Below are 19437 nucleotides of genomic sequence, written 5' to 3'. Positions count from 1 at the left end.
CCGTGCCATCATCGAGCTTCGATCGCAAGTGGAGTCCTAGTTGGGAGGGCGCGTGGCGATGGAGGCCGGCCCTCGCGACACCGCACAAGACACCGAGCACGTCGCCGTGGCACCGGGTGATCCGGACGAGGGCGAGGACCGACTGACGCCGGACGGTCCGGACGACACGGTGGGTGGCGGGGTGACCGCCGACGGCCCCGAGCCGGAGGAGATGTTCACCAGCGGCCCCGAGGTCGAGGTCGAGCTCCGCCCGCAGCGCCGTCTGCGCCTGTGGCAGCTGGCCCCGATCGTGGGCCTGGCCGCGGTGGGCTCCCTGATGTTCGCCTTCCCGCTGGCCTTTGACTTCGGCGACAGCGGCGCGGTGATCGCGATGCTTGGCCTGCTCATCTGCTCCTGCGCGGCGGGCTGGGGCATGATGGCGGCCCGTCGGGTGGGCTACACCCTGCCGGGCTTCCCGGCGAGGGGCTCGGACCGCAGGCCCGACTGGCGCGTGGTGATCGGGTACGTGGTCCTGGTGGCGCTCGTGGTCGTCCTGGCCGTCTGGCGAGTGGCCCGACTGCGCTGAGAGGCGTGTGGCGCGACTGCCCTGAGAGGCGAGTGGCGCGACTATGCCGAGCGGCGAGTGGCCCGACTGCGCCGAGAGACGTGTGGCGCCGCGGCTGCGCCGAGATACGACCGCGCTCACCGGATCGCCCGTCAGGGGCGCGGGCTGTGTCGACATGCGGCTCCGCCGCCTGAGCGCGAGCAGCTCCCCGCACCGGCCCGCAGCCGAACCACCACGCTCCCCTCCCTTACCCTCGAAGAATGAGCATCCCCTTCCTCAAGGGCCACGGCACCGAGAACGACTTCGTGATCGTCCCGGACCCGGACAACGCCCTGGACCTCACCCCGGCCGCCGTGACCGCCCTGTGCGACCGCCGGTCAGGCATCGGCGCCGACGGCGTGCTGCACGTCGTCCGGTCCGCCGCGCACCCCGAGGCCAAGGGGATGGCCACCGACGCGGAGTGGTTCATGGACTACCGCAACGGCGACGGCTCGATCGCCGAGATGTGCGGCAACGGCGTCCGCGTCTTCGCCCGCTACCTCCAGCACGCCGGTCACGTCACGGAGGGCGACCTCGCCGTCGCCACCCGCGGCGGTGTGAAGACCGTCCACATCGCAAAGGACGGCGACGTCACGGTCGGCATGGGCCGCGCCCGCCTTCCCGAGAGCGACGTCACGGTGAGCGTCGGCGACCGCACCTGGCCCGCCCGGAACGTGAACATGGGCAACCCGCACGCCGTCGCCTTCGTCGAGGATCTCGCGCACGCGGGCGACCTCTACACCCCGCCCCCCTTCAGCCCGCCCTCGGCCTACCCCGAAGGGGTCAACGTCGAGTTCGTCGTGGACCGCGGCCCTGGCCACGTCGCGATGCGCGTGCACGAGCGCGGCTCCGGCGAGACCCGGTCCTGCGGCACCGGCGCCTGCGCCGTCGCCGTGGCCACCGCCCGCCGGGACGGCGCCGACCCCGCCGTCACCGGAACCCCGGCGACATACACCGTGGACGTGCCCGGCGGACGCCTCGTCATCACCGAACGACCCGACGGCGAGATCGAGATGACCGGTCCCGCCGTGATCGTTGCCGAGGGCGAGATCGACGCCGAATGGCTGGAAAACGCCGCGCGCTGAATCGGCCGGACGTCATGAACCGTGGTCCGGGGCGTCTCACAACACCCGGATCCACGGCCCGCGTTGCCCTCGGTGGCGAGAAACGTCGGCCACCCCCCGAACAGGTGGCGCAAAATCGTAAACCTCCAAATCGTCGCTCGAATGGGTGATCCGTTTCACGCTCGGCGAGAGGCGGTCAGTCGGGCGTGTTGGGCTCGGTAGCATCAAGCACCGGCACGGACGGGGGAACGTCACCAATCCCTGAGCCATGTATGCCCTGGGGCCCCGTCCGCCGGTCCACGAGCCGGAGGTGCCCATGAGTGCGGAGGCCACGAACCCTGCGACGCCCGGGCCTGTAGTGCCCACAGCGGCCCGCAGGAAGGCCCGCCCCCGGATCGACCTGCGTCGGCTCGGCCGGGCCGCGCTCCTCGGCAACGCGGCCCGCGGCAAGCTGCCCGACGCCATCGGCCATGTCGCCGAGGCGCACCGCGCCCACTACCCCGACGCCGACCTCGAACCCCTGCGCCGGGCCTACGTCCTGGCCGAGTCCTCGCACCGCGGCCAGATGCGCAAGAGCGGCGAGCCGTACATCACCCACCCCCTCGCGGTCACCCTGATCCTCGCCGAACTCGGCGCCGAGACCACGACCCTGACGGCCTCTCTGCTCCACGACACCGTCGAGGACACCGATGTGACCCTCGACCAGGTGCGGGAACAGTTCGGCGAGGAGGTCCGTTATCTGGTCGACGGGGTGACGAAACTCGAGAAGGTCGACTACGGGGCCGCCGCCGAACCCGAGACGTTCCGGAAGATGCTCGTCGCCACCGGCAGCGACGTCCGGGTGATGTCGATCAAGCTCGCCGACCGTCTGCACAACATGCGCACCCTCGGCGTGATGCGCCCCGAGAAGCAGGAGCGCATCGCCAAGGTCACCCGTGACGTCCTCATCCCGCTCGCCGAACGGCTCGGCGTGCAGGCGCTGAAGACCGAACTGGAGGACCTGGTCTTCGCCATCCTGCACCCCGAGGAGTACGCGCACACGAGGGAGTTGATCGCCGAGAACGCGGCCCGCGCGGACGACCCCCTCGCAGACATCTCCGACGAGGTGCGCGGGGTGCTGCGCGAGGCCGACATCCCCGCCGAAGTCCTCATCCGGCCACGCCACTTCGTCTCCGTGCACCGCGTCAGCCGCAAACGCGGCGAACTGCGCGGCGCCGACTTCGGCCGGCTGCTGGTGCTGGTCAACGAGGACGCGGACTGTTACGCCGTACTCGGCGAACTGCACACCTGTCTGACCCCGGTCGTCTCGGAGTTCAAGGACTTCATCGCCGTACCGAAGTTCAACCTGTACCAGTCGCTGCACACCGCGGTCGCCCGCGCCGACGGACAGGTCGCCGAAGTCCTCATCCGCACCCACCAGATGCACAAGGTCGCCGAGGCCGGTGTCGTCGCCCTCGGCAACCCCTACGCCCCGGCGGCCGACGCACCCGTCTCCGACGCCCCGGCCGACGGCGAGCGCGCCGACCCGACCCGACCCGGCTGGCTCTCCCGCCTCCTCGACTGGCAGAAGGCCGCACCGGACGCCGACACCTTCTGGTCCACCCTCCGCGAGGACCTCGCCCAGGACCGCGAGATCACCGTCTTCCGCCCCGACGGCGGCACCCTCGGCCTGCCCGAGGGCGCCACCTGCGTCGACGCCGCCTACGCCCAGTACGGCGAGGACGCGCACGCCTGCATCGGCGCCCGGGTCAACGGCCGCCTCGCCACCCTCAGCACCGTCCTCAAGGACGGCGACACCGTCCAGCTGCTGATGGGCCAGGACCCGGCCTCCGAACCCTCCCGGGAGTGGCTGGAACACGCCCACACGCCCGCCGCGCGCATCGCCATCCAGCGCTGGCTCGCCACCCACCCGGACAGCACCGAAGAGCCCCACGCCCCCGTGGCCGTACCCACGCGCCCGATCCCGGAGCCCCAGGCCGCCACGCCCCGCACCGCCAGCGCCGTGGTCGTCGACCGGCCCGACGCGACCGTACGGCTGGCCGGCTGCTGCACCCCCGTACCGCCCGACGAGGTCACCGGCTTCGCGGTGCGCGGGGGAGTGGTCACCGTGCACCGCGTGGCCTGCGCCGCGGTGGCGCACATGAAGAGCACCGGGCGCCCCGAGACCGCCGTGAGCTGGGGCGACAGCACCGCCTGCCGGGTCACCCTGGTCGCCGAATCGTTCGGCCGCCCGCATCTGCTCGCCGACCTCACCGAGGCGATGGCCCAGGAGGGCGCCGAGATCGTCTCGGCGACCGTCGAACCCCCCACCCAGCAGCGGGTCCGCCACACCTACACCGTCGAGCTCCCCGACGCGGCCCACCTGCCCGCCCTCATGCGCGCGATGCGCAACGTGGCCGGGGTGTACGACGTCGACCGAGCGCAACACCAGTAGGTACCCGTTCGAGTGGATCGGGCGCGCGGCGTCGCCATGGGCCGGGAGCGCGCTGGTAGCGGTGGTTCATGTCGCTCACCCTCCGCGCCCGTCGGCCCCGGCGCCGGCACACCGCCCTGCTCGCCTCCGCCGTCTCCGTCGCCCTGCTCGGCGCGAGCGCCCCGCCGGCGCCGCTGGGCATCGGCGACCGGCTCTTCCCGTACCTCGGCAACCCGGGGTACGACGTGGCGTCGTACGACCTCTCCTTCACCTATCCCGGCAGCAACGACAAGCCGCTCCAGGCCGTCACCACCATCGACGCCTGGGCCACCACCGACCTGGACCGGATCAACCTGGACTTCGCGCACGGCAAGGTCGAGTCCGTCGAGGTCGACGGCAGGGCCGCCGCCTTCGGCAGCGCCGGTGAGGACCTGGTCGTCACCCCGGACCAGCCGCTGCGCCAGGGCAGCTGGACGCGGATCACCGTGAAGCACACCAGCGACCCGGTGGCCGCCAAGGGCCAGGACGGCGGCTGGGTGCGGACCACCGACGGGCTGGCCATGGCCAACCAGGCCGACGCCGCCCACCTGGTCTTCCCGTGCAACGACCACCCGTCCGACAAGGCGATGTTCACCTTCCACATCACCGCCCCGAACGGATACACCGTCGTCGCCAACGGCCTCCCCACCGAGTCCGCCCGGGTCGGCCGGCAGACCACCTGGACCTACCGCACCGAGCACCCCATGGCCACCGAACTGGCCCAGGTCTCCATCGGCCGCTCCGCCGTACTGCACCGCACCGGCCCGCACGGCCTGCCCGTCCGGGACGTCGTCCCGAGCGCCGCCGCCAAGACCCTCGAACCCTGGCTGGCCAAGACTCCGGACCAGATCGCCTGGCTGGAGAGCAAGGTCGGGACGTACCCCTTCGAGACCTACGGCGTGCTCATGGCACAGGCGTCCACCGGCTTCGAGCTGGAGACCCAGACCCTCTCCCTCTTCGAGAAGAACCTGTTCACCGAACCCGCGTACCCCAAGTGGTACATCGAGTCGATCATGGTGCACGAGCTGTCCCACCAGTGGTTCGGCGACAGCGTCAGCCCACGCGTCTGGTCCGACGTCTGGCTGAACGAGGGCCACGCCACCTGGTACGAGTCGCTGTACGCGGAGGAGAAGGGCCACCAGCCCATGATCAACCGCATGAAGGCCGCCTACGGCGCCTCCGACCGCTGGCGCGCCGCCGGCGGACCGCCCGCGCTGCCCAAGGCCCCCGACCCCGGCCAGAAGATCAGTATCTTCCGCCCCAACATCTACGACGGCGCCGCCCTCGCCCTCTACGCCCTGCGCCAGGAGATCGGCAAGCCCGCCTTCGAGCGCCTGGAGCGGATCTGGGTGCAGCGCCACAGGGACGCCACCGCCACCACCGCCGACTACGTGAAGCTGGCCTCGTCGATCGCGAACCGCGACCTCACCGGCTTCTTCGACGCCTGGCTGTACGGCGAGAAGACCCCGCCGATGCCCGGCCACCCGGACTGGAAGCAGGTCCCGGCCCCGGCCAGGCACTCCAAGAAGTGACGGCGGGGCGGCCCCCGGAACAAGCGGGGCGGCCCCCGGAATAACACGGTGCCGGGACGGTGCGTACCGTGCGACCATCATGAGGTCGGCGCGGTACGGGTCGCGGGGAATCTCCCGGGGTACTCGTACGTTGAGCAAGTGAACGCCGATTTCGGCATCCCCATCGACGTAAGGACCCAATGACCTCCTCTTCTTCCCCTTCCCAGGACACCAGGCGCCTCGCGCAGGACTACCCCGAAGGTCTTCGGGCCGATGCCCTGATGGAAGAGGACGTCGCCTGGAGCCACGAGATCGACGGAGAGCGGGACGGCGACCAGTTCGACCGCTCCGAGCGCGCGGCCCTGCGCCGCGTGGTGGGCCTCTCCACCGAACTCGAGGACGTCACCGAGGTCGAGTACCGACAGCTCCGCCTGGAGCGGGTCGTGCTGGTCGGGGTGTGGACCACGGGCACCGTGCAGGACGCGGACAACTCCCTCGCGGAGCTGGCCGCCCTCGCCGAGACGGCGGGCGCGCTGGTGCTCGACGGTGTCATCCAGCGCCGCGACAAGCCCGACGCGGCCACCTACATCGGCTCCGGCAAGGCCCTGGAGCTGCGCGACATCGTCGTCGAAACGGGCGCGGACACCGTCATCTGCGACGGTGAGCTGAGCCCGGGCCAGCTGATCCAGCTGGAGGACGTCGTCAAGGTCAAGGTCATCGACCGGACCGCCCTGATCCTGGACATCTTCGCCCAGCACGCCAAGTCCCGAGAGGGCAAGGCGCAGGTCGCGCTGGCGCAGATGCAGTACATGCTGCCGCGCCTGCGAGGCTGGGGTCAGTCGCTGTCCCGGCAGATGGGCGGCGGCTCGGGCGGCGGCCTCGCCACCCGTGGTCCCGGTGAGACCAAGATCGAGACGGACCGGCGGCGGATCCGCGAGAAGATGGCGAAGATGCGCCGGGAGATCGCGGAGATGAAGACCGGCCGCGACATCAAGCGCCAGGAGCGCAAGCGCCACAAGGTGCCGTCCGTCGCCATCGCGGGCTACACCAACGCCGGCAAGTCCTCCCTCCTCAACCGCCTCACCGGCGCCGGTGTCCTGGTCGAGAACGCCCTGTTCGCGACCCTGGACCCGACGGTCCGCCGCGCGGAGACCCCGAGCGGCCGCCTCTACACGCTGGCCGACACCGTCGGCTTCGTGCGCCACCTGCCCCACCACCTGGTCGAGGCGTTCCGCTCCACCATGGAGGAGGTCGGCGACGCCGACCTGATCCTGCACGTGGTCGACGGCTCACACCCGGTGCCGGAGGAGCAGCTGGCCGCCGTGCGCGAGGTGATCAGGGACGTCGGAGCCACCGACGTACCCGAGATTGTGGTGATCAACAAGGCGGACGCGGCCGACCCGCTGGTCCTCCAGCGGCTGCTGCGCAACGAGAAGCGGTCCATCGCGATCTCGGCCCGCACCGGCAAGGGCATCCAGGAGCTGCTCACCCTGATCGACGACGAGCTGCCCCGCCCGTCGGTCGAGATCGAGGCGCTCGTCCCCTACACCCACGGCAAGCTGGTCGCCCGCGCCCACAACGAGGGCGAGGTGCTCTCCGAGGAACACACCGCCGAGGGCACCCTGCTCAAGGTCCGGGTCCACGAGGAACTGGCGGCGGAACTGACGCCGTACGTCCCGACGCCGGCTGCCTGATAGTGCGTAGGTGAAAGGCCCGCTCCCTTTTCAAGGGGGCGGGCCTTTCACCTATCTGGGGGCGCGGAGAACCGCTATCTGGGGGCGCGGGGAACCGCGCGATCAACCACGACGGCGAGTTCGCCGCCGACGCCCCCCGGTGCACCACGGCGCGAAGGCGACACGCACCGCCCTCACTGGTCAGCGAACTCCTTGCTGACCCCCTCATACACACCCTTGGCCACATCACCGAACCGAGGACCGGCCAGCCACCCCGAGCTCACCGGCCCGATCGACGTGTTGGACACCAGCGCCGGCTTGCCGTCGGCCCCCGTCTCCACCCAGCCGCCACCCGACGCCCCACCGGTCATCGTGCAGCCGATCCGGTACATCGTCGGCGCCGACGCGTCGACCGACAGCCGCCCCGGCTTGTCCGCGCACTGGTACAGCAACGACCCGTCGTACGGCTTCGCCGCCGGATACCCGGTGGCCGTGATGCTCGACACCTTCGGCACGGCCGGCCCGTCGAAGTTCACCGGAAGCGCCGAACCGACCGTCTCCTCCAGGGACTTGCCGCCACTGCCCTGCTCCGGTGTCACATGGATCACCGCGTAGTCGTACGACGCACCGTTGCCGCCCGTCTCCCCGCCCTGGTCGATCCACTGCTGCGAGGTCTGCGCCCCGTCACCCCACCAGACGCCGTACGGCGCGATCTGGGAGCGCGTTGCCTGTGTGAGCGCCGTGCCCGTCAGCCCCTGGTCGTTGTACGACGGCACGAACGCGATGTTCCGGTACCAGCCGCCGTTCTTGCCGGCGTGCACGCAATGACCCGCCGTCCACACCAGGTTGGACCTGCCCGGGTGCGCCGGGTCCTCGACGACCGTCGCCGAGCAGACCATCGTGCCCTCGGGGGAATCGAAGAAGACCTTTCCGGCGGTGGCCGCGTTGGCGTGATACGTCGGCCGCACGGCCTTCGCCTCGACCGGCTCCGGCGTCGGGTCGGTCACCCCCTGGTCACCGGAGAGGTCGTTGTCGTCGACGCCCTTGTCCTTGTCCGGGTCGTTGGCGTCCCGCATCCGGTCCGGGTTCCACAGGCCCTTGATGATGGGGTTGATGAAGTCGTTGGCCTCGCGCAGCCAGTCGTCCCTGTCCCAGTTCTTCCAGGCGCCGTGCTTCCACTTGTCGATGTCGATCCCGTGCTCTTTGAGCTTGTTCCTGATGTCGTCCGGGATCTTGATCTTGCCGTCGCCGGTGTCGGCCGTGGCGGACGCGGACGCCGGGCCGCCCGCGTTGTCGTCGCCGGAGCTGTCGCAGGCGGTGGCGGTCAGCGCCAGCGCCGAAGCGAGGGCGACGGCCGCCAGCGCCCGGGGCGCGCCCCTTCGAAGGGTGAACGACGGCCGGATGGATCGCATGCTGGTGACTCCCCCTGTTGGTAAGGAACTTGGGCGTCACACTATGCGCTCGCTGTGCGGGCCCGCCCATGGAAGGGCAACGGTTTCGCTACGGGCGGTCCGGTGCGGCCGTCCCCGCGCTCCCGTCACTCGGACCCCGCTGGCCTCGTCAAACCGCGCTGACCCGGACGGGGGAGCTCCCGCTGGGTTCCGCCCGCTGGGTTCCGGCCGGGGGGCGAGCGTGCGGCCGCCGGTACCAGACGACGATCGGCATGTATCACGGTGTGCCGAACGGGGGGCCGGTGTCGGTGGCCGTTGGTTTTGGCAAGGCAAGGATCTTGAGGCAACCCGTAACCCACCGGCCGGTCCGGGGTTGGTAGCGGTGGGGGTCCCGCTGCCTGTGCCCGGTGCCCGCCGATCAACTCGCCTCTGGACAGCGGGGAGGACAGCGAGCCGTGGCCGTGACGGAGTCGGTGACCGGGGACACGTTCGGAGGAGCGCGCGCCGCGCACGAGGGGATCCTGAGACGCCAGTCGGCGCGCGAGTCGCGGGCGCGGACCTACGCGCGCGCCCTCCCCATCGTGCCGGTGCGGGCCCGTGGCCTGACCATCGAGGGCGCCGACGGCCGCCGCTACCTGGACTGCCTCTCCGGCGCCGGCACCCTCGCGCTCGGCCACAACCACCCGGTCGTACTGGAGGCGATCCGCAAAGTCCTCGACTCCGGCGCCCCGCTCTCCGTCCTCGACCTGGCGACCCCCGTCAAGGACGCCTTCATCACCGAGCTGTTCCGCACCCTGCCGCCCGGCCTCGCCGACCGCGCCCGCGTCCAGTTCTGCGGACCCGCCGGGACGGACGCCGTCGAAGCCGCCTTCAAACTCGTCCGGGCCGCGACCGGCCGCACCGGCATCCTCGCCTTCACCGGCGCGTACCACGGCATGACCAGCGGCGCGCTGGCCGCCTCCGGCGGGGCCTGCGATGTACGGGTCGCCCGGCTGCCCTACCCCCAGGACTATCGCTGCCCCTTCGGCGTCGGCGGCCCGGGCGGCGCCGAACTCGCCGCCCGCTGGACCGAGTCCGTCCTCGACGACCCCAAGTCCGGCGTCCCGCTGCCCGCCGGGATGATCCTCGAACCCGTCCAGGGCGAGGGTGGGGTGATCCCGGCGCCCGACGACTGGCTCCGGCGGATGCGGCAGCTCACCGCCGACCGCTCCATCCCCCTCATCGCGGACGAGATCCAGACCGGGGTGGGCAGGACCGGAGCCTTCTGGGCCGTCGAGCACAGCGGGGTCACCCCCGACGTGATGGTCCTGTCCAAGGCCATCGGCGGCAGCCTCCCTCTCGCCGTCGTCGTCTACCGCGACGACCTCGACGTCTGGGAACCCGGCGCCCACGCCGGCACGTTCCGTGGCAACCAACTCGCCATGGCCGCCGGCACGGCCACCCTCGCCCACGTCCGGGAGAACGGCCTCGCCGAACGCGCGGGTCTGCTCGGCTCCCGCATGCTCTCCCAGCTGCGAGGCCTCCAGGAGGAGTTCGCGTGCGTGGGCGACGTGCGGGGGCGGGGGCTGATGATCGGGGTGGAACTGGTGGATCCGGAGGGGGAGCAGGGCCCGGGAGCCGCGCAGGACGGGTACGCGCAGGCCGCGTGGGAGGGCGAGGGATATGCGCAGGCCCCGCACGACGGTGAGGTCCGGGGCTCCGGTAGGGGCAGGGCGGTGGACATGCGGGGCGGTGCCGTGGACGGAGGCGACTCGGACGGCGGTGCTGTGAGCGGGGTCGGCCGGCGCGAAGGTGCTGTGGGCACGGACGGCTGGGGCGGTGGGCGCGGTGGGCGTGGCGGTGCTGTGGGCGAGGGCGGCGGGCGCGGCAGTGCCATGGGCGAAGAGGGCAGGGGCGGCGGTGCCGTACTCGGCGGCGGGTGGGGTGGCGGTGCCGTACCCGGCGGCGGGTGGGACGGTGGCGCGGTGAGCGGGCGGGACGGCGGTGCCGTGAGCGGGTGGGACGGTGGCGCGGTGAGCAGGTGGAACGGTGGCGCGGGCCGTCGCCGTCCGCACCCGGCCGCTCCCGAACTGGCCTCCGCCGTGCAGCGCGCATGCCTGGAACGCGGGCTGATCGTCGAACTCGGCGGCCGCCACGCCGGTGTCGTCCGACTCCTGCCGCCGCTGACCATCACCGACGAACAGGCCGCCGCCGTCCTGGACCGCCTCGCCGACGCCGTGGCGGCGGTGGCCCGTGACCCGGCCGCCCACGGCGTACGGCCGCCCCGCCGACCGAGCGGCGGCAAGGAGCCGGCCGGCTAGCCCACCCATTCGGAACGGACCGACCGGCCACCGTGCCCGAGGCGACCGAGGCGACCGAGGCGAACACAACGCCCGCAGCGAACCCACCCGCCGGACCAACCGGAAGGCGCCCGCCCACCGGACCGCGGTCGGCAGGCCGGCCCCCGGGGCGCTGTCGGACCGCCGTGAGCAGGCCGCCGGCCCGGCGCCGCCGCACCGAAGCAGTCGCCCGGTGGGCCCGAACCGAATCACCCGGCCCGACCGGGCCGCGCATGACACCCCACATCGTCCACACCTCTCTCGTAAGGACAGCCGGCACCCGACTCACCCCCTGGACAGCCGAGTTCGCCGCACCCGACGGCCGACGGCCACCGGCCGACCCCGCACCGCCCGAGCCCCTGAGGAACCCCCTTGAACGCCACCCCCGCCCCCGACGACCACGGAGACCAAGGCCCACAGGGACGCCCCGTTCCGCTCGCCGAGTCGGTTCCCCAGCAACGCGGCCGCACATTCCCGCCCGAGCGGTCCCGGGACGACACCGGGGACCTTCTGGAACACCCCGACCCGCACATCGCCGCCCAGGCCGCCGCCGTGGAGAACCTGCTGCGCTGCTGGACACGTGAGACGAACCTCCCCGCGCCCGGCACCGGCACCCTCCGCATCCCGCTGCCGGCCAGCGGTACGGCCCTGATCACTCCGGTCCGCCACTGGTCCCCGACCGGCTGGCACCGCTTCGGCCCACCCCGCCTGGCCGGCACCCCCGATACCGCCCCGCCCGTCGACGCGCTCACCCTTGCGGCCCTGCTCAGCCGGGAGACGGCGGGAGCGGCTGGGGGCACGGTGGGTCGGCCGTCGGGCGGCCCCGTTCAGGTCGACGGCAGCCACGTTCAGGTCGACGGCAGCCCCGGTCCGGGCGGGGGTGTCGTCGACCAAGCCAACGGCAGTCCCCTCCGCCTCAACGGCGGCCCTCTCCAACCCGACGGCCAACCCCGCCTCGCCGAAGGCGCCCCCCGCACCCAGGCCGTCCCCTACGCCGGCGACCTCGTGGCCCGGGTCGCCGACTCCCTGCGCCGCACGGTCACCTTCATCGCGGATCGGCGTGCCCACCCCGCCGACGGCCCCGACCGCTTTCTCGGCGCCGAGCAGGCCCTCCTCCTCGGGCATCCACTGCACCCGACCCCGAAGAGCCGCGAGGGCCTGACCGACTCCGAAGCCCGGCTCTACTCACCGGAGTTGCGCGGCTCCTTCCCCCTGCACTGGATGGCGGTGGCCTCCTCCCTCCTCGCCACCGACTCCGCCTGGACGGAGCGTGGCCGCCCCGTCCCCGCGCCGCACCTCATGGAAAGCCTGGCCGGCACGGCTCTGCCCCTGCCCGACGGCTTTGCCGCCGCCCTGCCCCTGCACCCCTGGCAGGCCCGTGAGGCCCGCCACCGCGAGACGACCGCCGCCCTGCTCGACGCCGGACTCCTGCGCGACCTGGGCCCCCTCGGCGTCCCCTGGCATCCCACCTCCTCCGTACGAACCGTGCACCGCACCGGCGCTCCCGCCATGCTCAAGCTGTCGCTGGGCCTGCGCATCACCAACTCCCGCCGGGAGAACCTCCGCAAGGAACTCCACCGCGGCGTCGAGATGCACCGCCTGCTGCGCTCCGGCCTCGCCAAGCAGTGGCAGGCCGCCCACCCCGGCTTCGACATCGTGCGCGACCCCGCCTGGCTGGCCGTGGACGGCCAGGACGGCCGACCCGTGCCCGGACTCGACGTGATGATCAGGCACAACCCGTTCACCCCCGCCGCCGACGTGTCCTGCCTCGCCGGACTGGTCGCACCCGTCCCCCTCGACGCCCCGGCGGCGAACGGCGGTCCCCGGCCGTACCGGTCCCGGCTCGCCCTGGTGGTCGCCCGGCTCGCCGAACGCACCGGCCGCCCCGTCGGCGCCGTCAGCGCCGAGTGGTTCCTGCGCTACCTGGAGCAGGTCGTCCGCCCGGTGCTCTGGCTCGACGGCGAGGCCGGTATCGCCCTGGAGGCACACCAGCAGAACACCCTGCTCCTGCTGGACGCCGACGGCTGGCCCGCCGGCGGGCGCTACCGTGACAACCAGGGCTACTACTTCCGTGAGTCCCGGCGGGCGGAACTCGACGCCCGGCTGCCCGGCGTCGGCGAGCACAGCGACACCTTCGTCTCCGACGAGGTCACCGACGAACGCTTCGCCTACTACCTCGGCATCAACAACGTGCTCGGTCTGATCGGCGCGTTCGGCTCCCAGCGGCTCGCCGACGAGCGCCTGCTGCTCGCGGCCTTCCGCCGGTTCCTCACCGACGCGGCCTCCGGACCCGCCCGGCTGCGCACCTCCCTCCCCGGCCGCCTGCTCGACTCACCCGTCCTGCGCTGCAAGGCCAACCTGCTGACCCGCCTGCACGGCCTCGACGAACTCGTCGGCCCGGTCGACACCCAGTCCGTCTACGTCACCATCACCAACCCCCTCCACTCCTGACCGTCCGACCGCCCCGTCCACGCCGACTTTCATCACCGGCCCTCCCGCCCACCGCCCGACCTTCACCGGCCTCCGACCACTGACCCCACCCACTGCCCCTCATCCACCGCCCCTCATCCACCGCCCTTCATCCACCGCCCTCCAACCACCGACCTCCATTCACCTCACCGACCGAGGAACATGACCCACCTCGTCTCCTGAGAGGAGCGCACCATGCCTCCCACCGACGCGAGCGCCGACGCAGGCCCCGTACCGGTCCACCCCGTCCACCCCGGCCGCTCAGGTCCCGCCGAGGACACCCGGGACTGCGAGGACACCCTGGACCTCCGCCTGCCCGGCGATCTCCTCGCCCTCTTCGCCGGGAAGACGACCGGCCCCGATCCCGGTACGACGGTCCACACCGACGTGGGCGGGACACCTGGCCCCGACAACGGCGGTGGAGGACTGCCCGTACCGGCCGCGCCGCCCGCACCGCCCGCCCCGGACGGCACTCGCGCCGCCCCGACCACCGAGTCGCAGGCCCCCGCACTCGACCCTGACCGAGCCGCTGCGCTCGGGCATGACCGATCTGCCGTACTCGGACACGACCGAGCCGCCGCGGTCGACGACGAACGAGCTGCCGCGCTCAGTCACGATCGACAGACCCCGCTCGGTCATGGACAACCGACCCTGCTGGGCCACGACCGACCGAGCCCGCACACTCCTGACCGACCGACCCCGCATGCCGACGTCCGACCGGCTCCGCACGCTCAGGCCCGACCGACCCCGCTCCACCAAGACCCGCTCGGCCCACTGGACACGCTCGACCTGCTCGATCAGCCGGCCACCTGGGGCCCCACCGAGACCCCCGTCGGCGCCTTCCACCTCGTGCCCGTCCACGTCGAACGCGACCTGCCGATCATCAGCCGCTGGATGAACGACCCCGCCGTGGCCGCGTTCTGGCAGCTGGCCGGCTCACGGGCGCAGACGGAGGATCATCTGCGTGGCCAGCTCGAGGGAGACGGACGCAGCGTGCCCTGCCTGGGCAGTCTCGACGGCACCCCGATGAGCTACTGGGAGATCTACCGGGCCGACCTGGACCCGCTCGCCCGCCACTATCCGGCCCGCCCGCACGACACCGGAGTCCACGTCCTCATCGGCGATGCCGCCGACCGGGGGCGTGGCCTGGGGTCCGCCTTGCTCAGAGCCGTGGCCGATCTGGTACTCGATCACCGCCCCGCCTGTGCGCGCGTCGTCGCGGAGCCCGATCTTCGCAACACCCCCTCCGTGGCCGCCTTCCTCGGCGCGGGCTTCCGCTACGCCGCCGAGGTCGACCTGCCTGCCAAACGGGCCGCCCTCATGATCCGAGACCGGTCCCTACGTCATCTGATGTAGCGCTGAGTGATGGCGCGTACACATGTAGTACGAAGCGGCCGCCGATCAAGTTCCCGGTCACGCGGAAGAATTCGGAACAACCCGCTTCCCGGCCACCCGGAAGGAAACGACACGGGCAAACCCCCTGGCCTGCCCTTCCCTTGGCAGCCTCTTCGCAACTCCTCCTCAGCCCACCTGCCCAGGAGCACCTCGCGTGATCCCGCCCCTCGTCCCCGCCTTGATCGCCCGATTGTCAGTGCCGGGCCGTAGGGTGGTCGCGCTATGACGAAGCCCTCACTCCCTGAACTCCTGCATGCCGCTGTCACAGCTGTCGGCGGTACGGAGCGCCCCGGCCAGGTGACCATGGCCGAATCGGTCGCCGAAGCGATCGACGACGGATCCCATCTGCTGATCCAGGCCGGCACCGGCACCGGAAAGTCGCTCGGCTATCTGGTGCCCGCGCTGGCGCATGGCGAGCGGGTCGTCGTGGCGACGGCGACCCTCGCCCTGCAGAGACAGCTCGTGGAGCGGGACCTGCCGCGCACCGTCGACGCCCTGCACCCGCTGCTGCGCCGCCGCCCGGAGTTCGCGATGCTCAAGGGCCGGTCGAACTACCTGTGTCTGCACCGCCTGCACGAGGGCGTGCCGCAGGACGAGGAGGAGGGCCTCTTCGACCAGTTCGAGGCGGCGGCGCCGACCAGCAAGCTCGGTCAGGACCTGTTGCGACTGCGGGACTGGGCGGACGAGACCGAGACCGGTGACCGTGACGGCCTCACCCCGGGCGTCTCCGACAAGGCCTGGGCCCAGGTCTCGGTCTCCTCCCGGGAGTGTCTGGGTGCGTCCAAGTGCGCCTACGGCGCCGAGTGCTTCGCCGAGACGGCCCGTGAGCGCGCCAAGCTCGCGGACGTCGTCGTCACCAATCACGCGCTGCTGGCGATCGACGCCATCGAAGGTGCCCCGGTGCTCCCGCAGCACGAGGTGCTGATCGTGGACGAGGCGCACGAGCTGGTCTCGCGGGTCACCGGCGTCGCCACCGGCGAACTCACCGCGGGCCAGGTCAACCGTGCGGTCCGGCGCGCCGCCAAGCTGGTCGACGAGAAGGCCGCCGACCAGCTCCAGACCGCCGCCGAGGGCTTCGAGCGGCTGATGGAGCTGGCCCTGCCGGGCCGTCTGGAGGAGATCCCGGAGGATCTCGGCTACGCCCTGGCGGCCCTCAGGGACGCCGCCCGTACCGTGATCTCCGCGATCGGCACGACCCGCGACAAGTCGGTCCAGGACGAGGACGCGGTCCGCAAGCAGGCCCTGGCCTCGGTGGAGACCGTGCACGACGTGGCGGAGCGGATCGTGAACGGCTCCGAGTGGGACGTCGTCTGGTACGAACGCCACGACCGCTTCGGCGCCTCTGTGCGGGTCGCCCCGATGTCCGTCTCGGGCCTGCTCAGGGAGAAGCTCTTCGCGGACCGTTCGGTCACTCTCACCTCGGCGACCCTCAAGCTCGGCGGGGACTTCAACGGCGTCGGCGCATCCCTGGGTCTCGCCCCCGAGGGTACCGAGGGCGACGACCTTCCTCAGTGGAAGGGCGTCGACGTCGGTTCCCCCTTCGACTACCCGAAGCAGGGCATCCTCTACGTCGCCAAGCACCTGTCGCGCCCCGCGCGGGACGGTGACCGTGCCGACATGCTCGACGAACTGACCGAGCTGATCCAGGCGGCCGGAGGCCGCACCCTCGGCCTCTTCTCCTCGATGCGGGCCGCCCAGCAGGCCGCCGAGGAGCTGCGCGTCCGGATCCCCGAATTCCCGATACTGCTGCAGGGTGAGGAGACCCTCGGCGAGCTGATCAAGAACTTCGCGGCGGACCCCCGGACCTGTCTCTTCGGCACGCTGTCGCTGTGGCAGGGCGTCGACGTCCCGGGCCCCAGCTGCCAGCTGGTCGTCATGGACAAGATCCCGTTCCCGCGCCCGGACGACCCGCTGATGAGTGCCCGGCAGAAGGCCGTCGAGGACGCCGGTGGCAACGGCTTCATGGCGGTCGCCGCCACTCACGCCGCGCTCCTGATGGCCCAGGGCGCGGGCCGGCTGGTCCGGGCGTCGGGGGACCGGGGAGTGGTCGCCGTACTCGATCAGCGGCTGGCCACCGCGCGGTACGGCGGCTATCTGAAGTCGTCACTGCCCGACTTCTGGTTCACCACGGACCGTAACCAGGTCCGGAAGTCGCTGGCGGCCATCGACGCGGTGGCTCGGCAGGCGGAGACGGAGTGATCGCGGGTTAGCCTGACCCGGGGCCGGGTCAGGCTAACCCGCGATCCGAAGAGGCGGCCGCCGGGGGTCCGGACAGTACAAGACCCCGGAACCGGCGCAGGGGTCCCGGGGCCCGATCGAAGGGCGGGCGGGATGGCCGCCCGCCGCAGGCGTCACACGCGCCGCAGCACCGCGACGACCTTGCCCAGGATGGTCGCGTCGTCGCCGGGGATCGGCTCGTAGGCCGCGTTGTGAGGGAGGAGCCACACATGGCCGTCTTCGCGCTTGAAGCGCTTGACGGTGGCTTCGCCGTCGAGCATGGCGGCGACGATGTCGCCGTTCTCGGCGACCGGCTGGCGGCGGACGGTGACCCAGTCGCCGTCACAGATCGCGGCCTCGATCATGGAGTCACCGACGACCTTGAGCACGAACAGTTCGCCGTCGCCGACCAGCTGCCGAGGGAGGGGGAACACGTCCTCGACCGATTCCTCGGCGAGGATCGGGCCACCGGCGGCGATCCGGCCGACCAGCGGGACGTACGACGCGGCGGGCTTACCGGCGGTGTCCGTGGGCTGCACGCTCACGGCCTGGTCGGAGCCGCGTACCTCGTACGCGCGCGGGCGGTGCGGGTCGCGGCGCAGGAAGCCCTTGCGCTCCAGTGCCATCAGCTGGTGCGCCACCGAGGACGTGCTGGACAGGCCGACGGCCTGGCCGATCTCTCGCATCGACGGCGGATAGCCCCGCCGTTGCACCGAGTCCCTGATCACCTCGATCACCCGGCGCTGCCGGTCGGTGAGGCCCGAGCTGTCTGCCCGGATGCCTGGAGGTCGGCCCGGTAGGGAGCGCTTGTGCCCCTCGGGATTCACGGCTTCGTTCATGGCATGCACCGGGTCGAGTCGGCCCTGGGAGCGGTCCTGGGCGGTGATGGTGGCACTGTCTGCGGTCGTGGTCACGTCGGCCCCTCTCGATGGTCTCCCTGCTGGACAACGGTAGTTGCTTTCGAAAGGTTGCGCCAAACACACGTTCGAGTGAAAAAACGCGGATCACCGTACGCGATCACATGTCTGGGTGTATGGCTCACGCGGTACCCAGCGGACAAAAGGTCCCATTGTTGTACTCTTCACCGCCGGGCTGATGGCCTTGCGGGTGTGCCCAGTCTGCCATCCGGAGCCTCGCCGACCGGGACGACCGTCCCCATCTGCGCCGGAGTCGCACGTGACCTCCGTGCGGCGCCCACGGTATCTCCGTATCCGCCGTAGCGGTACGTGTGCGACACGCGCAACCTGGCGATGTATCAGCCAATCACCACATCTAGTGGTTGGATTGCTACAGCAGCCCACAAGTTGTGGTCCCCCGGGTCTCCGGTGCTTCTGAGATCGCCTATGCTTGGGGCTGCTTCGTAGGGCCCGGGTGGTCCAGCGAGGCCATTGAGTCTGCTGTGAGGAGGGTTGGAGATCATGCACTGCCCCTTCTGCAGGCACCCCGACAGCCGTGTGGTCGACAGTCGTACGACCGATGACGGCACGTCGATCCGCAGGCGCCGCCAGTGCCCTGACTGCTCCCGTCGTTTCACGACCGTGGAGACGTGCTCGCTCATGGTGGTGAAGCGGTCCGGAGTCACCGAGCCATTCAGCCGTATCAAGGTCATCAACGGCGTGCGCAAGGCGTGCCAGGGACGACCTGTCACCGAGGACGCACTCGCCCAGCTCGGCCAGCGGGTCGAGGAGGCGGTGCGGGCCACCGGAAGTGCCGAGCTGACCACCCATGACGTGGGGCTGGCCATACTCGGCCCGTTGCAGGAGCTCGACCTCGTCGCCTACCTGCGATTCGCCTCCGTCTACCGGGCTTTCGACTCGCTCGAGGACTTCGAGGCCGCGATCGCGGAGCTCAGGCAGGTGGCGCAGGACCCCGTCGCGGACGACGAAGACGCGGGAGCGGGGAGCCAGGAGGACGATCGCGGGCCGGGCGGTACCACCGGGGCGCCCGAGCCCGTCCATCTCGCCGGCTGACGGGCGGACCGGAACCGGGGGGAGGACCCGGATCCGATTGCCGGACGGCGATCCAGGACTTGTCGCGGGTGGCAGCTGAGGGTGCCCGCGGCGTCAGTACAGAACAGCGTGTCACGGGAACATCGTGGCATTTCAGGGCGTTTTTGCCCGTAGAGGGAGGCGGCATGACAGAGACGGCGAGCGGTCCGGCACGGAGTTCCCGCGCGAAGGGCACCAAGGCCACCAAGGGGCTGCGTATCGAGCGCATCCACACCACCCCCGGCGTGCATCCGTACGACGAGGTGAGCTGGGAGCGCCGTGACGTCGTCATGACCAACTGGCGCGACGGCTCGGTCAATTTCGAGCAGCGTGGCGTCGAGTTCCCCGACTTCTGGTCGGTGAACGCGGTCAACAT

General features: G+C 71.5%; 13 protein-coding genes. 11 read left to right on the top strand and 2 right to left on the bottom strand.

Annotated features, from left to right (window positions below; genetic code table 11):
- Positions 1-58: 58 nt before the first annotated feature.
- The 5 genes from ABZ642_RS42285 to hflX all read left to right on the top strand — a co-directional run bounded on the left by ABZ642_RS42285 (position 59) and on the right by hflX (position 7304).
- Positions 59-565 carry a hypothetical protein gene (locus ABZ642_RS42285; protein ID WP_360495822.1) on the top strand — a complete coding sequence of 169 codons (507 nt, stop codon included), beginning with the start codon at positions 59-61 and terminating at the stop codon, positions 563-565.
- A 239-nt stretch (positions 566-804) separates the two neighbouring features.
- Positions 805-1668: a diaminopimelate epimerase gene (dapF, locus tag ABZ642_RS42280; RefSeq protein WP_360495675.1), complete on the top strand. Its 864-nt coding sequence runs from the start codon at positions 805-807 to the stop codon at positions 1666-1668.
- 295 nt (positions 1669-1963) lie between these two features.
- On the top strand, positions 1964-4081 hold the full coding sequence (locus ABZ642_RS42275; protein WP_360495672.1) for an HD domain-containing protein: 2118 nt from the start codon (positions 1964-1966) through the stop codon (positions 4079-4081).
- A gap of 68 nt (positions 4082-4149) precedes the next feature.
- Complete coding sequence (locus tag ABZ642_RS42270) at positions 4150-5631, top strand: M1 family metallopeptidase (RefSeq protein ID WP_360495669.1); 1482 nt, start codon at positions 4150-4152, stop codon at positions 5629-5631.
- 179 nt (positions 5632-5810) lie between these two features.
- Positions 5811-7304: a GTPase HflX gene (gene hflX / locus ABZ642_RS42265; RefSeq protein WP_360495666.1), complete on the top strand. Its 1494-nt coding sequence runs from the start codon at positions 5811-5813 to the stop codon at positions 7302-7304.
- Between the two features lie 173 nt (positions 7305-7477).
- On the opposite strand, the gene ABZ642_RS42260 is transcribed toward hflX, so the two are convergent.
- On the bottom strand, positions 7478-8695 hold the full coding sequence (locus ABZ642_RS42260; protein WP_360495663.1) for a hypothetical protein: 1218 nt from the start codon (positions 8693-8695) through the stop codon (positions 7478-7480).
- 440 nt (positions 8696-9135) lie between these two features.
- Here ABZ642_RS42260 and ABZ642_RS42255 point away from each other — a divergent pair, with 440 nt between their 5' ends.
- From ABZ642_RS42255 to ABZ642_RS42240, 4 genes are all read left to right on the top strand, one after another.
- Complete coding sequence (locus ABZ642_RS42255) at positions 9136-10974, top strand: diaminobutyrate--2-oxoglutarate transaminase family protein (protein ID WP_360495820.1); 1839 nt, start codon at positions 9136-9138, stop codon at positions 10972-10974.
- 390 nt (positions 10975-11364) lie between these two features.
- Positions 11365-13443, top strand: coding sequence for an IucA/IucC family protein (locus ABZ642_RS42250; protein WP_360495660.1), 2079 nt, complete (start codon positions 11365-11367; stop codon positions 13441-13443).
- A gap of 669 nt (positions 13444-14112) precedes the next feature.
- The gene (locus ABZ642_RS42245) at positions 14113-14817 is read left to right on the top strand and encodes a GNAT family N-acetyltransferase (RefSeq protein WP_360495817.1); all 705 of its coding nucleotides are present in this window, start codon (positions 14113-14115) and stop codon (positions 14815-14817) included.
- 261 nt (positions 14818-15078) lie between these two features.
- Positions 15079-17055, top strand: coding sequence for an ATP-dependent DNA helicase (locus tag ABZ642_RS42240; protein WP_360495657.1), 1977 nt, complete (start codon positions 15079-15081; stop codon positions 17053-17055).
- Positions 17056-17207: 152 nt separating this feature from the next.
- Here the strand turns inward: ABZ642_RS42240 and lexA are convergent, their stop codons facing one another.
- Complete coding sequence (gene lexA / locus ABZ642_RS42235) at positions 17208-17987, bottom strand: transcriptional repressor LexA (RefSeq protein WP_089104346.1); 780 nt, start codon at positions 17985-17987, stop codon at positions 17208-17210.
- A 504-nt stretch (positions 17988-18491) separates the two neighbouring features.
- Between lexA and nrdR the strand changes: the two genes are divergently transcribed.
- The gene (gene nrdR, locus ABZ642_RS42230) at positions 18492-19043 is read left to right on the top strand and encodes a transcriptional regulator NrdR (RefSeq protein WP_360495654.1); all 552 of its coding nucleotides are present in this window, start codon (positions 18492-18494) and stop codon (positions 19041-19043) included.
- Between the two features lie 164 nt (positions 19044-19207).
- The coding region (locus ABZ642_RS42225) for a hypothetical protein (RefSeq protein ID WP_360495651.1) at positions 19208-19437 on the top strand (230 nt) is incomplete at its 3' end.

The organism is Streptomyces sp. NPDC007157 (assembly GCF_040634235.1).
GTDB lineage: Bacteria > Actinomycetota > Actinomycetes > Streptomycetales > Streptomycetaceae > Streptomyces.
This window is presented reverse-complemented; position numbering and strand designations above follow the sequence as displayed.